Genomic DNA, 16475 nt, shown 5'->3' on the forward strand with positions numbered 1-16475 from the left:
CCGGTCTTCCGGCCCGCTCCGTGAAATGGGATTTCGGCGCATGAACGAACTCATGAAGATCCTTGGTCAGACGGGCCAGAACCTGTCTTTCGACCAGATCAAAATCCAGCTCGCTTCATCCGAGCAGATCCGTTCCTGGTCGTACGGCGAGATCAAGAAGCCCGAGACCATCAACTATCGTACGTTCAAGCCCGAGCGCGACGGCCTGTTCTGTGCGCGTATCTTTGGCCCGATCAAGGACTATGAGTGCCTGTGCGGCAAGTACAAGCGCATGAAGTTCCGCGGCATCGTGTGCGAGAAATGCGGCGTGGAAGTCACGCTCGCCAAGGTTCGCCGCGAGCGCATGGGCCATATCGAACTGGCTTCGCCGGTTGCGCATATCTGGTTCCTGAAGTCGCTGCCGAGCCGCATTGCGACGATGATCGACATCACGCTGAAGGATCTGGAAAAGGTTCTGTATTTCGAGAGCTATATCGTTCTCGAATCCGGCACGAGTCCCTTCAAGCGTTACTCGCTGCTGTCGGAAGACCAGTATTTTGACGCGATGGACGACTATGCCGATGAAGGCCTGGAAGTCGGTATCGGCGCCGAGGCGGTCAAGAAGATCCTGTGGAAGGCCCGTCTGCTCTCCACCGAGACCGATCGTCCGGGTCTGATCGATCGTGACGGTCGTGATCAAGACAAGTCTGACGGCGACCTGCTGCGTGAAGACCTGCGTGAAGCGACGTCCGAAGCCAAGCGCAAGAAGCTCGTCAAGCGCCTGAAACTGTTCGAAGCATTCTCCGAGAGCGGCTCGCGCCCGGAGTGGATGATTCTGGACCTCGTGCCGGTCATCCCGCCGGAACTGCGTCCGCTCGTGCCGCTGGACGGCGGTCGTTTTGCGACGTCCGATCTGAACGATCTCTATCGTCGCGTGATCAACCGTAACAACCGTCTGAAGCGTCTGATCGAGCTGCGTGCGCCGGACATCATCGTCCGTAACGAAAAGCGCATGCTGCAGGAAGCTGTTGACGCGCTGTTCGATAACGGTCGTCGTGGCCGCGCGATCACAGGTGCCAACAAGCGTCCGCTGAAGTCGCTCTCTGACATGCTCAAGGGCAAGCAGGGCCGCTTCCGTCAGAACCTTCTCGGCAAGCGCGTCGACTATTCTGGCCGTTCGGTCATCGTGGTTGGTCCTGAGCTGAAGCTGCACCAGTGCGGCCTGCCGAAGAAGATGGCGCTCGAGCTGTTCAAGCCCTTCATCTACAGCAAGCTGGAAAAATACGGTCACGCCACCACCATCAAGGCTGCAAAGCGCATGGTGGAAAAGGAGCGTCCGGAAGTCTGGGATATCCTTGAAGAGGTCATCCGCGAGCATCCCGTAATGCTGAACCGCGCCCCGACCCTTCACCGTCTCGGCATCCAGGCCTTCGAGCCCGTGCTGATCGAAGGCAAGGCCATTCAGCTTCACCCGCTGGTCTGCACCGCGTTCAATGCGGACTTCGACGGCGATCAGATGGCCGTTCACGTGCCGCTGTCGCTTGAAGCCCAGCTTGAAGCCCGCGTGCTGATGATGTCGACCAACAACATCCTCAGCCCCGCGAACGGCAAGCCGATCATCGTGCCGTCGCAGGACATCGTGCTTGGCCTTTATTATCTGAGCCTCGAGGTTCCCGAGTATCACACGACGCCTGACATGGCCGAGTATGATGCCGATGGTCGTCTCGTGAAGGCCGGTCCGTCTGCCTATGCATCGGTGGCCGAGATCGAGCTGGCCATGAACGAGGGCACGCTCAAGCTGCACGACAAGATCCGTCTGCGCATGGAAACACAGGACGCCGACGGCAAGACCGTTCGTCAGACCCTGATCACCACGCCGGGCCGAGCGCTCATCGCGCAGATCCTGCCGCGCAACGCCGCCATTCCGTTCTCGCTGGTCAATAAGCAGCTGACCAAGAAGAACGTGTCTGACGTCATCGACGCCGTGTATCGTCACTGCGGTCAGAAGGAAGCAGTGATTTTCTGCGACCGTCTGATGGGCCTCGGTTTCCGTCACGCTGCCCGCGCCGGTATCTCCTTCGGCAAGGATGACATGATCATCCCCGTCGAGAAGCAGGAACTGGTCGAGCGCACCCAGGCCGAGATCAAGGAGTTCGAGCAGCAGTATCAGGATGGTCTGATCACGGCTGGCGAGCGCTACAACAAGGTGGTTGACGCCTGGTCGCGTTGTACGGACGAAGTCCAGGCAGCGATGATGAAGGAGATCTCCCGTCAGGTCATCGGCAAGCCGACGAACTCGGTCTGGATGATGAGCCATTCCGGTGCTCGTGGGTCGCCAGCACAGATGAAGCAGCTTGCCGGTATGCGTGGCCTTATGGCCAAGCCGTCGGGTGAGATCATCGAGCAGCCGATCATCGCGAACTTCAAGGAAGGCCTTTCGGTTCTCGATTACTTCACTTCGACCCACGGTGCCCGTAAGGGTCTCGCGGATACGGCTCTGAAGACGGCAAACTCGGGTTACCTCACGCGTCGTCTCGTCGACGTGGCGCAGGATTGCATCATCGTCGAGAACGATTGCGGCACCGAGCGTGGCCTGACGATTCGTGCGGTCATGGATAGCGGTGAGGTCATCTCTTCGCTTTCCGAGCGTATCCTGGGTCGTACCCTGACGGCTGACGTGACCGATCCGGTGAGCGGTGCGGTTCTTTTCCCGCGCAACACGCTGATCGAGGAAGCCGAAGCAGAGATCATCGAGAAGGCAGGCGTTGAAAGCGTCCTGATCCGTTCGGTGCTGACCTGTGACAGCCGCGTCGGTGTTTGCGGACACTGCTATGGCCGTGACCTTGCTCGCGGTACGCCGGTCAATATCGGTGAGGCCGTGGGCGTTATCGCCGCGCAGTCCATCGGTGAGCCTGGCACGCAGCTGACCATGCGTACCTTCCATATCGGTGGTGCGGCTACACGTGGTGCAGAGCAGTCGATGGTCGAGGCGTCGCGTGACGGCAAGGTGACCATCCGCAACCGCAACGTGGTGCAGAACAGCCAGAACGTCACCATCGTGATGTCGCGTAACTGCGAAATCCTGCTGACTGACGAGAAGGGTGTCGAGCGCGCCCGCTATCGTGTGCCTTACGGCGCCCGTCTGATGGTCAATGAGGGCCAGGATGTCACACGCGGTCTGAAGATGGCCGAGTGGGATCCATACACCCTGCCGATCATCACCGAGCAGGCCGGTACGGTCGAATATCTCGACCTGATCGACTCCATCACGCTCGTCGAGCGTATGGACGAAGTGACGGGCCTGACCTCGAAGGTGGTCGTTGACTATAAGCAGGGCAGCAAGGGTGTGGATCTTCGTCCGCGCCTGCAGCTCAAGGACTCGGCTGGTAACGTCGTTCGTCTCGCCAATGGCAATGAGGCGCGCTACTTCCTGTCGCCCGACTCGCTGCTTTCGATCGAAAACGGCGCCACGGTTCATGCCGGTGACGTGCTGGCACGTATCCCGCGTGAGGGCTCGAAGACCCGTGACATTACGGGTGGTCTGCCGCGCGTGGCCGAACTTTTCGAAGCCCGTCGCCCGAAGGATCATGCGATCATCGCAGAGACCGAAGGCCGGATCGAGATCGGCAAGGATTACAAGTCCAAGCGCTGCATCATCGTGAAGAACGACGAGACCGGGGAAGAGACCAACTACCTCATCCCGAAGGGCAAGCACGTCTCGGTGCAGGAAGGCGACTTCGTGCAGAAGGGCGATCCGCTGGTCGACGGTCCGCGCGTGCCGCATGACATTCTCAAGGTCATGGGCGTCGAGGCACTGTCCGATTATCTCGTCAACGAGATCCAGGACGTCTATCGACTGCAGGGCGTGAAGATCAATGACAAACACATCGAAGTCATTGTTCGTCAGATGCTACAGAAGGTGGAAATCCTCGAGCCGGGCGATACGACCTACCTCATCGGTGAGACGGTTGATCGTATTGAGTTCGAGGTCGAGAACGAGAAGCGCGTGAAGATGGGTGAGGAGCCTGCTCGTGGCATGCCCATCCTGCAGGGCATCACCAAGGCCTCGCTACAGACGCAGTCCTTCATCTCTGCGGCTTCCTTCCAGGAGACCACACGCGTGCTTACCGAAGCGGCAACAGCCGGCAAGGTCGATACGCTGAATGGCCTGAAGGAGAACGTGATCGTCGGGCGTCTGATCCCGGCGGGTACGGGTAGTGTGATGAACAAGCTGCGCGCCATGGCGGCCTCTCAGGACCGTCAGCGCGTCAGCCGGGCCACCCCGGCAGTGACGGATGACGCGGCAGAGTAAAGACGCCGCGTCACCTCGGAAAAACTAGTTTACGTTTGAGATCGGGCGGGGTAATACCCGCCCGATTTCGTATCCGGCGATTCGAAACGGGACTCGGACGAGAATCGGGCAGAACTCTAGAGAATGCTTGACTTTCGTTCGGAGCGGTCATAGGGTTCGCGCCCTCGGCTACCCCCGTCTCGTAAGGCGTCTGAGCCGTTGATAGACAGCATCAAACGCTAACGGTGCCGCCGCCTTCGGGTGAGGCTCAGGCCGGTAGTGAAAGAGTCAAAGCGGGCGACATTCTGTCGCGCGCTGCATTTTGTTGGAAGCGAGCAGATCGGGCTCTGGTCCGGTCTCGCAGTGAACAAGGATCGGGAAGGGCGTATGCCGACCATCAACCAGTTGATCGCCAAAGGCCGCGAGCCTGCCGCCAAGCGGAATAAAGTGCCGGCCCTCCAGGGTTGCCCCCAGAAGCGCGGCGTTTGCACGCGCGTCTATACGGTTACCCCGAAAAAGCCGAACTCGGCCCTGCGTAAGGTGGCTAAGGTGCGCCTGACCAACGGGTATGAGGTCGTGAGCTACATCCCCGGTGAAGGCCATAACCTGCAGGAACACAGCGTCGTGCTGATCCGCGGCGGCCGTGTAAAAGATTTGCCGGGTGTGCGTTATCACATCCTGCGCGGCGTGCTTGACACGCAGGGCATCGCCAAGCGTCGTCAGCGCCGTTCGCTGTATGGCGCGAAGCGTCCGAAGTAAGAGGAAATTCAGGCATGAGTCGCCGTCATCGCGCTGTTAAGCGTGAGATCCTTCCCGATCCGAAATTCGGAGATGTCGTCATCACGCGTTTTATGAACGCCCTGATGTACGACGGTAAAAAGTCCACAGCCGAAGGCATCGTCTATGGCGCGCTGGAATCCGTGCGCCGCCGTGGTGGTGCTACGGCTGACCCGGTTGCCATGTTCCATGCGGCCCTGGACAACGTGAAGCCGGCCGTAGAGGTTCGCTCCCGCCGCGTCGGCGGTGCGACCTATCAGGTCCCCGTCGAGGTTCGCACCGAGCGCCGTCAGGCACTCGCCATTCGCTGGCTGATCGACGCCTCGCGCAAGCGCGGTGAAAACACGATGCAGGAACGCCTTTCCAACGAGCTGATGGACGCGATCAACAATCGCGGCTCCGCCGTCAAGAAGCGCGAAGACACGCATCGCATGGCTGAAGCCAACAAGGCATTCAGCCACTATCGTTGGTAAGCTTTAAAAGCTGACCTGTTTCCCCGGGTGCCCCTTTACGGAGCGCCCGGTACGAATTAGCAATCTTCCCCGCCGCTTATTCGGCGGTGGGTTATGGAGAGAATGATGGCTAAGGCTAAATTTGAGCGGACGAAGCCGCACTGCAACATCGGCACCATCGGTCACGTTGACCATGGCAAGACCTCACTGACGGCTGCAATCACGAAGACGCTTGCCAAGTCCGGCGGCGCGACCTTCCGTGCGTATGACCAGATCGACGCTGCTCCTGAAGAGCGCGCTCGCGGCATCACGATCTCCACCGCTCACGTTGAGTACGAGACCAAGAACCGTCACTACGCCCACGTCGACTGCCCGGGCCATGCTGACTACGTCAAGAACATGATCACGGGTGCCGCCCAGATGGACGGCGCGATCCTGGTTGTGTCCGCTGCTGACGGCCCGATGCCGCAGACGCGTGAGCACATCCTGCTCGCTCGCCAGGTTGGTGTTCCGGCTCTCGTCGTGTTCCTGAACAAGGTCGATCAGGTTGACGACGCCGAGCTGCTCGAGCTCGTCGAAATGGAAGTCCGTGAGCTTCTCTCGTCCTACCAGTTCCCCGGCGATGATATCCCCATCGTCAAGGGTTCGGCTCTGGTGACGCTTGAAGACGGCGACGCCACGATCGGTGAAGATCGCGTGCTTGAGCTGATGGAAGCAGTCGACACCTACATCCCGCAGCCGGAGCGTCCGGTTGACCGTCCGTTCCTGATGCCGATCGAAGACGTGTTCTCGATCTCGGGTCGTGGTACGGTTGTCACGGGTCGTGTTGAGCGCGGCGTTGTGAACGTTGGTGACGAAGTTGAGATCGTCGGCCTGAAGGACACCATCAAGACGACCGTTACGGGCGTTGAGATGTTCCGCAAGCTGCTCGATCGCGGTGAGGCCGGTGACAACATCGGTGCGCTGGTTCGTGGCACGAAGCGTGAAGACGTCGAGCGTGGCCAGGTTCTTGCAAAGCCGGGTTCGATCACCCCGCACAAGAACTTCAAGGCTGAGGCTTACATCCTCACGAAGGAAGAAGGCGGACGTCACACTCCGTTCTTTACAAACTACCGTCCGCAGTTCTATTTCCGCACGACCGACGTCACGGGCGTCGTTCAGCTGCCGGAAGGCACGGAAATGGTCATGCCGGGTGACAACATCGCCATGGACGTCGAGCTCATCGCTCCGATCGCCATGGACGAAGGTCTCCGCTTCGCTATCCGTGAAGGCGGCCGCACCGTCGGTGCAGGCGTGGTCTCTTCGATCAGCGCCTGATTTTAAGCACGGGCCCTGAATTGGCTGGCCCCGGTCGGAGTGATCCGGCCGGGGTCGGCTTTACCAGGGGCCAGGAGGGAGCAGGGTAAGACCCGAACCCCAACGAGTTGGATTATTGGTAAGATGGACAACCAGAACATCCGCATTCGCCTAAAGGCGTACGATCACCGCGTGCTCGACAACAGCACGAAGGAAATCGTAAACACGGCGAAGCGTACGGGTGCGCGGGTTCGGGGTCCTATCCCGCTACCGACGCATATCGAGCGGTTCACCGTGAACCGTTCCCCACATGTGGACAAGAAAAGCCGCGAGCAGTTCGAAATTCGGACTCATCGCCGCCTGCTCGACATTGTCGAGCCGACACCGCAGACCGTGGACGCCCTCATGAAGCTCGACCTCGCCGCTGGCGTTGATGTCGAGATCAAACTTTAAGGTCCAGACGATGCGTACCGGATTGATCGCAAAAAAGCTGGGTATGACCCGGCTATTCAAGGAAGATGGCACACACGTGCCGGTCACAGTGCTGCATCTCGACGAGGTCGAGGTTGTGGATACCCGCACGCAGGAGCGTGACGGTTACACGGCAGTACAGGTCGGCATGAGCAAGGCTAAGGTGAAGAACGTCACCAAGCCGATGCGTGGCCATTATGCTCGCACCAAGGTGGAGCCGAAGAAGACTCTTGTCGAGTTTCGCGTGGCAGAAGATGCCGTGCTTGAGGCTGGCACAAAGCTCTCTGCGGCCCATTTCGTCGTTGGCCAGAAGGTCGACGTCACCGGCACCAGCAAGGGCAAAGGCTTCGCCGGCGTCATGAAGCGCTGGAACTTCGCTGGTCTTGAAGCCTCCCACGGCGTGTCCATCAGCCATCGTTCGCATGGTTCGACGGGTCAGCGCCAGGATCCGGGCAAGGTCTTCAAGGGCAAGAAAATGGCCGGTCACATGGGTGACGAGCGTATCACGACGCTCAACCTCGAAGTGGCAGCCGTTGATGCCGAACGCAACCTGATCATGGTTCGTGGTTCGATTCCGGGTGCCAAGGATGGCCTGGTGATGATCCGCGATGCGATCAAGAAGGCCCGCCATGCAGATGCGCCGTACCCGGCAGCGACTGCAGCGGCCGCCGGTTAAGGACTGAGGGCGATGGAATACGATATCAAAACCCTCGATAATGGCAGCGCCGGCACGGTGTCTCTGCCAGAGGAACTGTTCGGCGCGACTCCGCGTGCGGACATCATGGCGCGCGTCGTCCACTGGCAGCTGGCCAAGCGCCGCGCTGGTACGCACCGCACCAAGGGCATGGGCGAAATCTCTGGCACGACCAAGAAGCCGTTCCGCCAGAAGGGCACCGGCTCGGCTCGTCAGGGCTCGCTGCGCGCTCCGCAGTTCCGTACCGGTGGCGTTGTTCATGGTCCGGTCGTTCGCGATCATGGCTATGACCTCCCCAAGAAGGTGCGTCGCCTTGGCCTGATCTCTGCGTTGTCGCAGAAGGCAGCTGCAGGCAAGCTGATCGTGATCGATCAGGCAGCAGGTGTGACCAAGACCCGCGAAGCCGCTGCAAAGCTGGCAGCACTCGGCTGGTCCTCTGCCCTGATCGTTGACGGTGCCGTCGATGTGGCTTTCGGTCGCGCTGTGCGCAACCTGCCCAAGATCGACGTGCTGCCCACGATCGGTGCCAATGTGTATGACATTCTGAACCACGACGTTCTCGTGCTGACGCGCGCTGGGCTCGAGGGTCTCAAGGAGCGCCTGGCATGACCACGAGCATCGTTCTTGCGCGCCGTAACAAGGCGCTGCGTATGACACGCGAATCGATGTTCGACATCGTTCGCGCGCCGCTCATCACCGAAAAGGCGACGGCCCTTTCCGAGCGCAACCAGGTTGTTTTCCGCGTGGCCATGACGGCCGCTAAGCCGGAAATCAAGGTTGCGGTCGAGACGCTCTTTGGCGTCAAGGTCGTCTCCGTGAACACGCTGGTGCAGAAAGGCAAGACCAAGATGGTCAAGGGCCGTCCTGGTCGCCGTTCGGACATCAAGAAGGCGTATGTTCAGCTTGCGGAAGGTCAGTCCATTGACCTCACCGCGAAGCTGGGCTGACGCGGGATAGGATACCATGGCACTCAAGCACTTTAATCCCACGACGCCGAGCACACGTGGCACGGTTCTGATCGACCGCAGCGAGCTCTACAAGGGCAAGCCGGTCAAGCAGCTGACCGAGGGTAAGAACAAGACGGGCGGTCGTAACAATCACGGCCGCACCACGTCGCGTTTCCGTGGCGGCGGGCACAAGCAGTCCTACCGCTATGTCGACTTCAAGCGTCGCAAGTTCGACGTTGCCGGTACGGTCGAGCGTCTGGAATATGACCCGAACCGCACCGCCTTCATCGCACTGATCAAGTACGAAGACGGCGAGCTGGCATACATCCTGGCGCCGCAGCGCGTTAAGGTTGGCGATCAGGTGATCGCTGGCGAACGCACCGACGTGAAGCCGGGCAACGCCATGCCGCTGGGCGCGATGCCTGTCGGTACGATCGTGCACAACATCGAGCTGAAGCCCGGTGCAGGTGGCAAGATCGCCCGTTCGGCTGGCACGTACTGCCAGCTGGTCGGCAAGGATGCCGGCTATGCGCAGATCAAGCTGCAGTCCGGTGAGCTTCGTCTCGTCCGTGGCGAATGCATGGCAACTGTTGGTGCGGTTTCGAACCCCGACAACATGAACCAGCATCTCGGCAAGGCCGGTCGTAACCGTTGGCTCGGCCGTCGTCCGCATAACCGCGGCGTCGTCATGAACCCGGTCGACCATCCGCATGGTGGTGGTGAAGGTCGTACCTCTGGTGGCCGTCATCCGGTTACGCCGTGGGGCAAGCCGACCAAGGGCTACAAGACTCGTGTTAACAAGAAGACGGACAGCCTGATCATCCGTCGCCGCAAGACCGGCAAGTAAGAAGGGGGCAAACAGAGATGGCACGTTCCGTCTGGAAGGGCCCGTTCGTTGACGGGTACTTGTTCGGCAAGGCCGAAGCGTCACGCGCTTCGGGTCGTAATGAGGTGATCAAGATCTGGTCGCGTCGTTCCACCATCCTGCCGCAGTTCGTCGGGCTCACGTTCGGCGTTTATAATGGCCACAAGTTCCTGCCGGTGCAGGTGACGGAAAACATGGTCGGGCACAAGTTCGGTGAGTTCTCGCCGACGCGCACGTTCCCGGGTCATGCTTCCGACAAGAAGTCGAAGCGGGGCTGATCATGAGCAAGCCGAAGCACATTCGCACACTCGCTGACACGGAAGCGCAGGCAGTTGCCCGCAACATCCGCGTCAGCCCGCGCAAGCTGAACCTGGTTGCAGCGATGATTCGCAACCAGCCGGCAGACAAGGCAATCGCAGCGCTGACGTTCTCGCGTCGCCGCATCGCTCAGGAGGTCCGCAAGACCCTCGAGAGCGCTGTTGCAAACGCAGAGAACAATCATCAGCTCGATGTCGATCAGCTCGTGGTTAAGACCGCAGAAGTTGGCAAGTCGATCGTCATGAAGCGTTTCCACGCTCGTGGCCGTGGTCGTTCCTCGCGCATCGAGAAGTTCTTCAGCCATCTGAAGATCGTCGTTGCCGAGCGCGCTGCAGACGAAGCGCCTGCGCCGAAGGGCAAGGGCAAGGACGCAGCAGAGCAGAAGGCAGCCTGATATGGGACACAAAGTCAATCCGATCGGGCTCCGGCTCGGCGTAAACCGCACCTGGGATAGCCGCTGGTACGCTGGCAACGACTATTCCCGTCTGCTGCACGAAGACCTGATGCTGCGCGCTTACCTGCGTCGTAAGCTGTCGGGTGCAGGCGTCTCCCGCGTTGTGATCGAACGCCCGGCCAAGAAGCCGCGCGTCACGATCTATGCAGCACGTCCGGGCGTTGTCATCGGCAAGAAGGGGCAGGACATCGATGCTCTGCGCAAGGATCTTAGCCGTCTGGCAAAGACCGATGTTGCGCTGAACATCGTCGAGATTCGCAAGCCCGAGATCGACGCGACCCTGGTCGCCGAGAACATCGCGCAGCAGCTCGAGCGTCGCGTTGCCTTCCGTCGCGCCATGAAGCGTGCGGTTCAGTCCGCCATGCGTCTGGGTGCACAGGGTATTCGTATCAACTGCTCCGGCCGTCTCGGTGGTGCGGAAATCGCTCGTATCGAGTGGTATCGCGAAGGTCGCGTGCCACTTCACACGTTGCGCGCCGACATCGATTACGGTATCGCCACTGCCAAGACGACCTATGGTACGTGCGGTGTGAAAGTCTGGATCTTCAAGGGTGAAATCCTTGCCCATGATCCGATGGCTCAGGACCGTCGTGCAGCGGAACAAGCGCCGCAGCGCTGAGCAGTAGATTATGACAAGCGCCGCGAGGCGCATGAGGATACGACACCATGCTTTCCCCGAAGCGGACTAAGTTTCGCAAGGCCCACAAGGGCCGCATTCATGGGTTGGCCAAGGGCGGAACGACGTTGAATTTCGGCGCGTTCGGCCTTAAGGCTCTCGAACCCGAACGTATCACGGCACGCCAGATCGAAGCGTCACGTCGCGCGATCACCCGCGCCATGAAGCGTGCAGGTCGCGTGTGGATCCGGATTTTCCCGGATCTGCCGGTTTCCACGAAGCCTGCCGAAGTCCGAATGGGCTCCGGCAAGGGCTCGCCCGAGTTCTGGGTAGCCCGCGTGAAGCCTGGCCGCGTGCTGTTTGAAATCGAAGGCGTGCCGCCTGAAGTGGCACGTGAGGCACTGGCTCTTGGCGCAGCAAAGCTGCCGATCAAGACCAAGTTCATCACCCGGATTGGGGAGGCTTGATCATGGCTGACGCATACAAGGTAGCCGATCTGCGCGCCAAATCCGCTGATGAGCTCGATGCCCTTCTTCTCGACCTGAAGCGTGAGCAGCTGAACCTCCGGTTCCAGGCTGCCACGGGCCAGTCAGAGGGAGTCGGCCGCGTTCGCGTACTCCGTCGTGCGATTGCTCGCATCAAGACGGTTGCGCATCAATCGAAGAACAAGGTGGGCGCAAAAACGTCCACCGCAGAGTCCTGAGAGGAGACGGACGATGCCGAGGCGCGTCCTGACGGGGCGAGTGACAAGCGACAAGATGGACAAGACGGTTACCGTTCTTGTTGATCGCCGCATTATGCACCCGCTCTATAAGAAGTTCATTCGTCGCTCTAAGAAGTATGCGGCGCATGACGAGCTGAATGAGTGCAAGATCGGAGACACGGTGCGCATTGAAGAATGCGCTCCGATTTCCAAGCGCAAGACCTGGACGGTGATCACCCGTAACGGCGCAGCCCTTGAGGCAGCGGCGACGGCACCGGCTCAGGCGTCAGCGTAAGAGGGGACTGAGAAATGATCCATCCCGAGACCAATCTGGAAGTCGCCGATAACTCCGGCGCTCGTCAGGTGCAGTGCATCAAGGTGCTGGGCGGCTCCAAGCGGAAAACCGCCTCGGTCGGCGACGTGATCGTCGTGTCCGTCAAGGAAGCGATTCCCCGCGGCAAGGTGAAGAAGGGTGACGTCCATCAGGCCGTCATCGTTCGCACGTCCTATCCTGTTCGTCGCGCTGACGGCAGCGCCATCCGCTTCGACAAGAATGCGGCTGTGCTGATCAACAAGTCGATGGAGCCCATCGGCACGCGTATCTTTGGCCCGGTGGTTCGTGAGCTGCGTGCGCGCAAGTTCATGAAGATCATCTCCCTGGCTCCGGAGGTGCTATAATGGCTGCTCGTATCAAGAAGGGTGACCAGGTTCTGGTCCTCTCCGGCTCGTCGCGCGGCACGCGCGGTGAGGTCCTTGCTGTTCTGCCGAAGGTCGAGAAGGCCATCGTGCGCGGTGTTGCGGTGGCCAAGCGTCACCAGAAGCCGACCCGCATGAACCAGGAAGGCGGCATTATCGCCAAGGAAATGCCGGTCCATCTGTCCAACCTGAAGCTCGTCGATCCGAAGAGCGGCAAGCCGACCCGCGTCGGTTTCCGTCAGCTCGAGGACGGGCGCAAGGTCCGCGTCGCCAAGGTGACCGGCGAAGTAATCGAAGGCTAAGGGGGCGACCATGAGCGAGACCATTATCCGCGTTCAGCCGCGCCTGCAGCAGCGTTACAATGATGTCCTTCGTAGCCAGCTGCGCGAGCAGTTTGCCTACAAGAACATCATGCAGGTACCGAAGCTGGAAAAGATCGTCCTGAACATGGGCGTTGGCGAAGCCGCCGGCGACCAGAAGCAGCTCGATGCCGCCGTTGCCGAAATGGCAGCCATCTCCGGTCAGAAGCCCGTCAAGACGGTTGCCCGCAAGGCAATCGCCGGCTTCAAGATCCGTGAAGGCCTGCCCATCGGCTGCAAGGTGACCCTGCGTCGCACGCGTATGTACGAATTCCTTGATCGTCTCGTGACGATCGCGATGCCGCGCATCCGTGACTTCCGCGGTCTGCCCCCGAACAAGGGCTTTGACGGTCGTGGCAACTTTGCCATGGGCATCAAGGAGCAGATCGTGTTCCCGGAAATCGATTACGACAAGATCGACTCCGTACGTGGCATGGACATCATCTTCGTCACCACGGCGAAGACGGATGAAGAGGCAAAAGCGCTGCTCAAGGCGTTCGATCTGCCCTTCACTGCCTGATTTATCGGGTTGAGCCGGGTTTTTTGCTTTCCAAAGCAATCCCGGCTCCCTATATACACACGCTGTTTGGAAAACCGTTGGGATTGGCCCGACAGGTTCCGGGAGAAGATTTAGCATGGCAAAAATCTCCGCCGTGAACCGCAACGCCAAGCGCGCCTATATGGCGCAGCGCGACAAGGCGAAGCGGACCGCGTTGAAAGATATCATCAAGGACCGGACCCTTCCGGTAGAGGAGCGTTTCGACGCAACCCTGAAGCTGGCAGAAATGCCGCGCAACGGGTCGCGCGTTCGTTTCCGTCTGCGCTGCAAGGTTTCGGGACGTCCCCGCGCGAACTACCGCAAGTTCGAGCTGAGCCGTATCGCTCTGCGCGACCTGGCCTCAACCGGCCAGATCCCCGGTATGGTCAAGTCGAGCTGGTAAGGTAGAAGCGAATGTCCCTATCCGATCCGTTGGGTGATATGCTCACCCGCATTCGCAATGCCCAGCGTGCCCGTCACGCGGCTTGCATCGCACCTGCTTCCAAGCTGCGTGCAAACGTTCTGGAAGCGCTGCGTCGCGAAGGCTATATTCGTGGTTACACCACGGAAGAGCTGCGTGCCGGTATCTCCCAGCTGCGCATCGAGCTGAAATATGCTGACGGCCAGCCCGTGATCAAGGAAATCCACCGCGTGTCCAAGCCGGGCCGTCGCGTGTATTCCAAGATCAAGGAACTGCCGCGCGTGTATGCCGGTCTCGGCGTGTCGATCCTGTCCACCCCGCGCGGTATCCTTTCGGATATCGAGGCTCGCGCCGCGAATGTCGGTGGCGAAGTCCTCTGCCGCGTCTTCTAAGGAGGATCACATGTCACGAGTAGGCAAGTATCCGGTTGTCATTCCTGCAGGCGTGGACGTTTCCATTGCCAACGGGTCGCTGACGGCCAAGGGTAAGCGTGGCTCTCTGAGCATGCCGCTGACGCGTTTCGTCGAGGCCAAGGTCGAAGACGGCAAGGTGTCGATCAAGCCGGTCGGTAACCGTTCGCGTGAGACCTGGACGATGTGGGGCACAACCCGCGCTATCGTCGCTAATCTGGTCAAGGGCGTTTCCGAGGGTTTCAGCAAGACGCTGGAAATCACCGGAACGGGTTTCCGTGCCAGCGTGCAGGGTTCGAACCTGGTGATGAACCTGGGTTATTCCCATGACGTCGTCTATCCGATCCCCGCCGACGTGAAGATCACCACGCCTCGTCCCACGGCCATTACGGTCGAAGGGAACGACAAGCAGCGTGTTGGTCAGGTTGCGCTCGACATCCGTAACTTCCGCAAGCCGGAACCCTATAAGGGCAAGGGCGTGCGTTACGAGACCGAAGTTCTCCGTCGTAAGGAAGGCAAGAAGAAATAATGGCTACGCAGCATGGATTGCAGGAACGGCGCCGTCAGCGGCTTCGCTTCCAGCTTCGCCGCAAGAGCGGTGGCCGGCCGCGTTTGTCGGTCTTCCGTTCAGGCAAGAACATTTATGCACAGGTTATCGACGATGCGCAGGGCGTAACGCTCGCCAGCGCTTCGACCCTCGAAAAGACCCTGCGCGAAGCTGGCAAGACCGGCGCGAATGTCGAAGCCGCTTCGGTTGTCGGCAAGCTGGTTGCAGAGCGCGCTCTCGCCGCTGGCGTGACGGCGGTCGTGTTCGATCGCGGTGCATATCTCTATCATGGCCGCGTCAAGGCGCTGGCCGAAGCTGCCCGTGAGGGCGGCCTTTCGTTCTAAGGAAGGATCACACATGGCACGTGAGCCAAGAGAAGGCGGCCGTGGTGGTCGCGAGCGGGAACGCGAAGGCGACGATCTGGTCGACAAGCTGGTAACCATCAACCGCGTGGCCAAGGTGGTAAAGGGCGGACGTCGTTTCGCTTTTGCTGCTCTGGTTGTGGTTGGTGACCAGAAGGGTCGCGTTGGGTATGGTGCGGGCAAGGCTCGTGAAGTTCCCGAGGCAATCCGCAAGGCGACTGAACGCGCTAAGCGCACCATGATCCGCGTTCCGATGAAGGAAGGCCGTACGCTTCATCACGATTCTTTCGGGCATTTCGGTGCTGGCAAGGTCGTGGTTCGTGCAGCTGAAGCCGGAACCGGGATCATCGCAGGCGGCCCGATGCGCGCTGTCTTCGAATCGCTGGGCGTAAACGACGTTGTTGCGAAGTCCCTCGGGACCCGTAACCCGCATAACATGGTCAAGGCGACCTTCGACGCGCTCGAGCGTTGCAGCAGCCCCCGCGCTGTCGCAAGCCGCCGTGGCAAGAAGGCGTCCGAGCTGTTCGCCAAGCGCGATTCGCAGACCGAAGACGCAGCGGAGGCGACCCATGGCTGAGAACAAGACTGTTCGCGTCAAGCAGATCGCTTCCGCTATCGGGCGCAAGCCCGGCCAGGCTGATACCCTCGTGGGTCTCGGTCTGCGCGGAATCGGCAGTGAGCGTGAGCTGGAGGACACCCCTTCAGTTCGCGGCATGATCCGCAAGGTTGCCCACCTTATCCAGGTGGAGGGTTGATATGAACCTTAATGAACTGCGCGATAACGCCGGTGCGCGTTACCGCAAGAAGCGTCTGGGTCGTGGTATCGGCTCGGGCAAAGGCAAGACTTCGGGTCGCGGCGTCAAGGGTCAGAAGGCCCGTGAAGGCGTATCCCTGAATGGTTTCGAGGGTGGTCAGCTTCCGCTGTATCGCCGTATGCCGAAGCGCGGGTTCAAGAACATCTTCCGCAAGGAATTTGCTCCTGTGAACCTGGGCGCCATCGACCGTGCACTGGCTGATGGCAAGCTTCAGGCAGGCGTGACGATCACGGAAGAGGTGCTGCGCGCCGCTGGTCTGGTTGGCACTGGCAAGTATGCCGGTATCCGCCTGCTGGCAAAGGGCGAGCTGACCCGCGCTGTGACCGTCGAAGTCTCCGGTGCTTCCGCAACCGCTATCGCGGCTGTCGAGAAGGCTGGTGGCTCTGTCAAGGTTGCCGCCAAGGCCGAGGCTCCCGCCGAGGCCTGATCGCCCGATAAGAACGCTCTGTGCCGTTGCGGTGCAG

Annotated in this window: 25 protein-coding genes; all 25 read left to right on the forward strand. The window is 60.3% G+C overall.

What is annotated here, in order from left to right:
- Window positions 1-40: 40 nt before the first annotated feature.
- The 25 genes from rpoC (at window position 41) to rplO (ending at window position 16438) form a co-directional block, all read left to right on the forward strand.
- Window positions 41-4291, forward strand: a complete 4251-nt coding sequence (rpoC, locus tag AA105894_RS14680) for a DNA-directed RNA polymerase subunit beta' (protein ID WP_267312414.1) — start codon at window positions 41-43, stop codon at window positions 4289-4291.
- A 366-nt stretch (window positions 4292-4657) separates the two neighbouring features.
- Window positions 4658-5029: a 30S ribosomal protein S12 gene (rpsL, locus tag AA105894_RS14685; protein WP_023979007.1), complete on the forward strand. Its 372-nt coding sequence runs from the start codon at window positions 4658-4660 to the stop codon at window positions 5027-5029.
- Between the two features lie 14 nt (window positions 5030-5043).
- The gene (rpsG, locus tag AA105894_RS14690) at window positions 5044-5520 is read left to right on the forward strand and encodes a 30S ribosomal protein S7 (RefSeq protein ID WP_025822017.1); all 477 of its coding nucleotides are present in this window, start codon (window positions 5044-5046) and stop codon (window positions 5518-5520) included.
- Between the two features lie 105 nt (window positions 5521-5625).
- Window positions 5626-6816, forward strand: coding sequence for an elongation factor Tu (gene tuf, locus AA105894_RS14695; protein WP_188426282.1), 1191 nt, complete (start codon window positions 5626-5628; stop codon window positions 6814-6816).
- 123 nt (window positions 6817-6939) lie between these two features.
- Window positions 6940-7248, forward strand: a complete 309-nt coding sequence (rpsJ, locus tag AA105894_RS14700; RefSeq protein ID WP_007282720.1) for a 30S ribosomal protein S10 — start codon at window positions 6940-6942, stop codon at window positions 7246-7248.
- Between the two features lie 10 nt (window positions 7249-7258).
- Window positions 7259-7942, forward strand: a complete 684-nt coding sequence (gene rplC, locus AA105894_RS14705) for a 50S ribosomal protein L3 (protein ID WP_025822021.1) — start codon at window positions 7259-7261, stop codon at window positions 7940-7942.
- A gap of 12 nt (window positions 7943-7954) precedes the next feature.
- Window positions 7955-8569: a 50S ribosomal protein L4 gene (gene rplD / locus AA105894_RS14710; RefSeq protein WP_188426071.1), complete on the forward strand. Its 615-nt coding sequence runs from the start codon at window positions 7955-7957 to the stop codon at window positions 8567-8569.
- A gap of 41 nt (window positions 8570-8610) precedes the next feature.
- Window positions 8611-8907, forward strand: coding sequence for a 50S ribosomal protein L23 (locus AA105894_RS14715; RefSeq protein ID WP_188426281.1), 297 nt, complete (start codon window positions 8611-8613; stop codon window positions 8905-8907).
- 16 nt (window positions 8908-8923) lie between these two features.
- Window positions 8924-9754 (forward strand): 50S ribosomal protein L2, encoded by an 831-nt coding sequence (gene rplB, locus AA105894_RS14720; protein ID WP_188426070.1) that lies wholly within the window; start codon window positions 8924-8926, stop codon window positions 9752-9754.
- A 17-nt stretch (window positions 9755-9771) separates the two neighbouring features.
- The gene (gene rpsS, locus AA105894_RS14725) at window positions 9772-10050 is read left to right on the forward strand and encodes a 30S ribosomal protein S19 (protein WP_023979000.1); all 279 of its coding nucleotides are present in this window, start codon (window positions 9772-9774) and stop codon (window positions 10048-10050) included.
- Between the two features lie 2 nt (window positions 10051-10052).
- The gene (gene rplV, locus AA105894_RS14730; protein WP_188426069.1) at window positions 10053-10484 is read left to right on the forward strand and encodes a 50S ribosomal protein L22; all 432 of its coding nucleotides are present in this window, start codon (window positions 10053-10055) and stop codon (window positions 10482-10484) included.
- A gap of 1 nt (window position 10485) precedes the next feature.
- Window positions 10486-11163: a 30S ribosomal protein S3 gene (gene rpsC / locus AA105894_RS14735; protein WP_023978998.1), complete on the forward strand. Its 678-nt coding sequence runs from the start codon at window positions 10486-10488 to the stop codon at window positions 11161-11163.
- Window positions 11164-11210: 47 nt separating this feature from the next.
- Entirely contained in the window at window positions 11211-11627 is a 417-nt protein-coding gene (gene rplP / locus AA105894_RS14740) for a 50S ribosomal protein L16 (protein WP_023978997.1), read from the forward strand.
- Between the two features lie 2 nt (window positions 11628-11629).
- Window positions 11630-11863, forward strand: a complete 234-nt coding sequence (rpmC, locus tag AA105894_RS14745) for a 50S ribosomal protein L29 (RefSeq protein WP_025822036.1) — start codon at window positions 11630-11632, stop codon at window positions 11861-11863.
- Window positions 11864-11876: 13 nt separating this feature from the next.
- Window positions 11877-12158 (forward strand): 30S ribosomal protein S17, encoded by a 282-nt coding sequence (gene rpsQ / locus AA105894_RS14750; RefSeq protein WP_025885438.1) that lies wholly within the window; start codon window positions 11877-11879, stop codon window positions 12156-12158.
- A gap of 14 nt (window positions 12159-12172) precedes the next feature.
- Window positions 12173-12541 carry a 50S ribosomal protein L14 gene (rplN, locus tag AA105894_RS14755; RefSeq protein WP_025822040.1) on the forward strand — a complete coding sequence of 123 codons (369 nt, stop codon included), beginning with the start codon at window positions 12173-12175 and terminating at the stop codon, window positions 12539-12541.
- Window positions 12541-12861, forward strand: a complete 321-nt coding sequence (gene rplX / locus AA105894_RS14760; protein ID WP_025840917.1) for a 50S ribosomal protein L24 — start codon at window positions 12541-12543, stop codon at window positions 12859-12861. The genes rplN and rplX overlap by 1 nt, the downstream gene beginning before the upstream one ends.
- A gap of 10 nt (window positions 12862-12871) precedes the next feature.
- Window positions 12872-13438, forward strand: a complete 567-nt coding sequence (gene rplE, locus AA105894_RS14765; RefSeq protein WP_188426068.1) for a 50S ribosomal protein L5 — start codon at window positions 12872-12874, stop codon at window positions 13436-13438.
- A gap of 115 nt (window positions 13439-13553) precedes the next feature.
- Entirely contained in the window at window positions 13554-13859 is a 306-nt protein-coding gene (gene rpsN / locus AA105894_RS14770) for a 30S ribosomal protein S14 (RefSeq protein WP_188426067.1), read from the forward strand.
- 11 nt (window positions 13860-13870) lie between these two features.
- Entirely contained in the window at window positions 13871-14269 is a 399-nt protein-coding gene (gene rpsH, locus AA105894_RS14775; protein ID WP_188426066.1) for a 30S ribosomal protein S8, read from the forward strand.
- A gap of 10 nt (window positions 14270-14279) precedes the next feature.
- The gene (gene rplF / locus AA105894_RS14780) at window positions 14280-14816 is read left to right on the forward strand and encodes a 50S ribosomal protein L6 (RefSeq protein ID WP_188426065.1); all 537 of its coding nucleotides are present in this window, start codon (window positions 14280-14282) and stop codon (window positions 14814-14816) included.
- The gene (rplR, locus tag AA105894_RS14785; RefSeq protein ID WP_035446907.1) at window positions 14816-15178 is read left to right on the forward strand and encodes a 50S ribosomal protein L18; all 363 of its coding nucleotides are present in this window, start codon (window positions 14816-14818) and stop codon (window positions 15176-15178) included. Before rplF ends, rplR begins: the two co-directional genes overlap by 1 nt.
- Before the next feature lie 13 nt (window positions 15179-15191).
- Complete coding sequence (gene rpsE / locus AA105894_RS14790) at window positions 15192-15773, forward strand: 30S ribosomal protein S5 (protein WP_188426064.1); 582 nt, start codon at window positions 15192-15194, stop codon at window positions 15771-15773.
- Window positions 15766-15951 (forward strand): 50S ribosomal protein L30, encoded by a 186-nt coding sequence (gene rpmD, locus AA105894_RS14795; RefSeq protein WP_025840910.1) that lies wholly within the window; start codon window positions 15766-15768, stop codon window positions 15949-15951. The genes rpsE and rpmD overlap by 8 nt, the downstream gene beginning before the upstream one ends.
- Window position 15952: 1 nt before the next feature.
- Window positions 15953-16438 carry a 50S ribosomal protein L15 gene (rplO, locus tag AA105894_RS14800; protein WP_267312415.1) on the forward strand — a complete coding sequence of 162 codons (486 nt, stop codon included), beginning with the start codon at window positions 15953-15955 and terminating at the stop codon, window positions 16436-16438.
- Window positions 16439-16475 lie beyond the last annotated feature (37 nt).

The organism is Asaia spathodeae NBRC 105894 (assembly GCF_025994195.1).
GTDB classification, from domain to species: Bacteria; Pseudomonadota; Alphaproteobacteria; order Acetobacterales; family Acetobacteraceae; genus Asaia; species Asaia siamensis.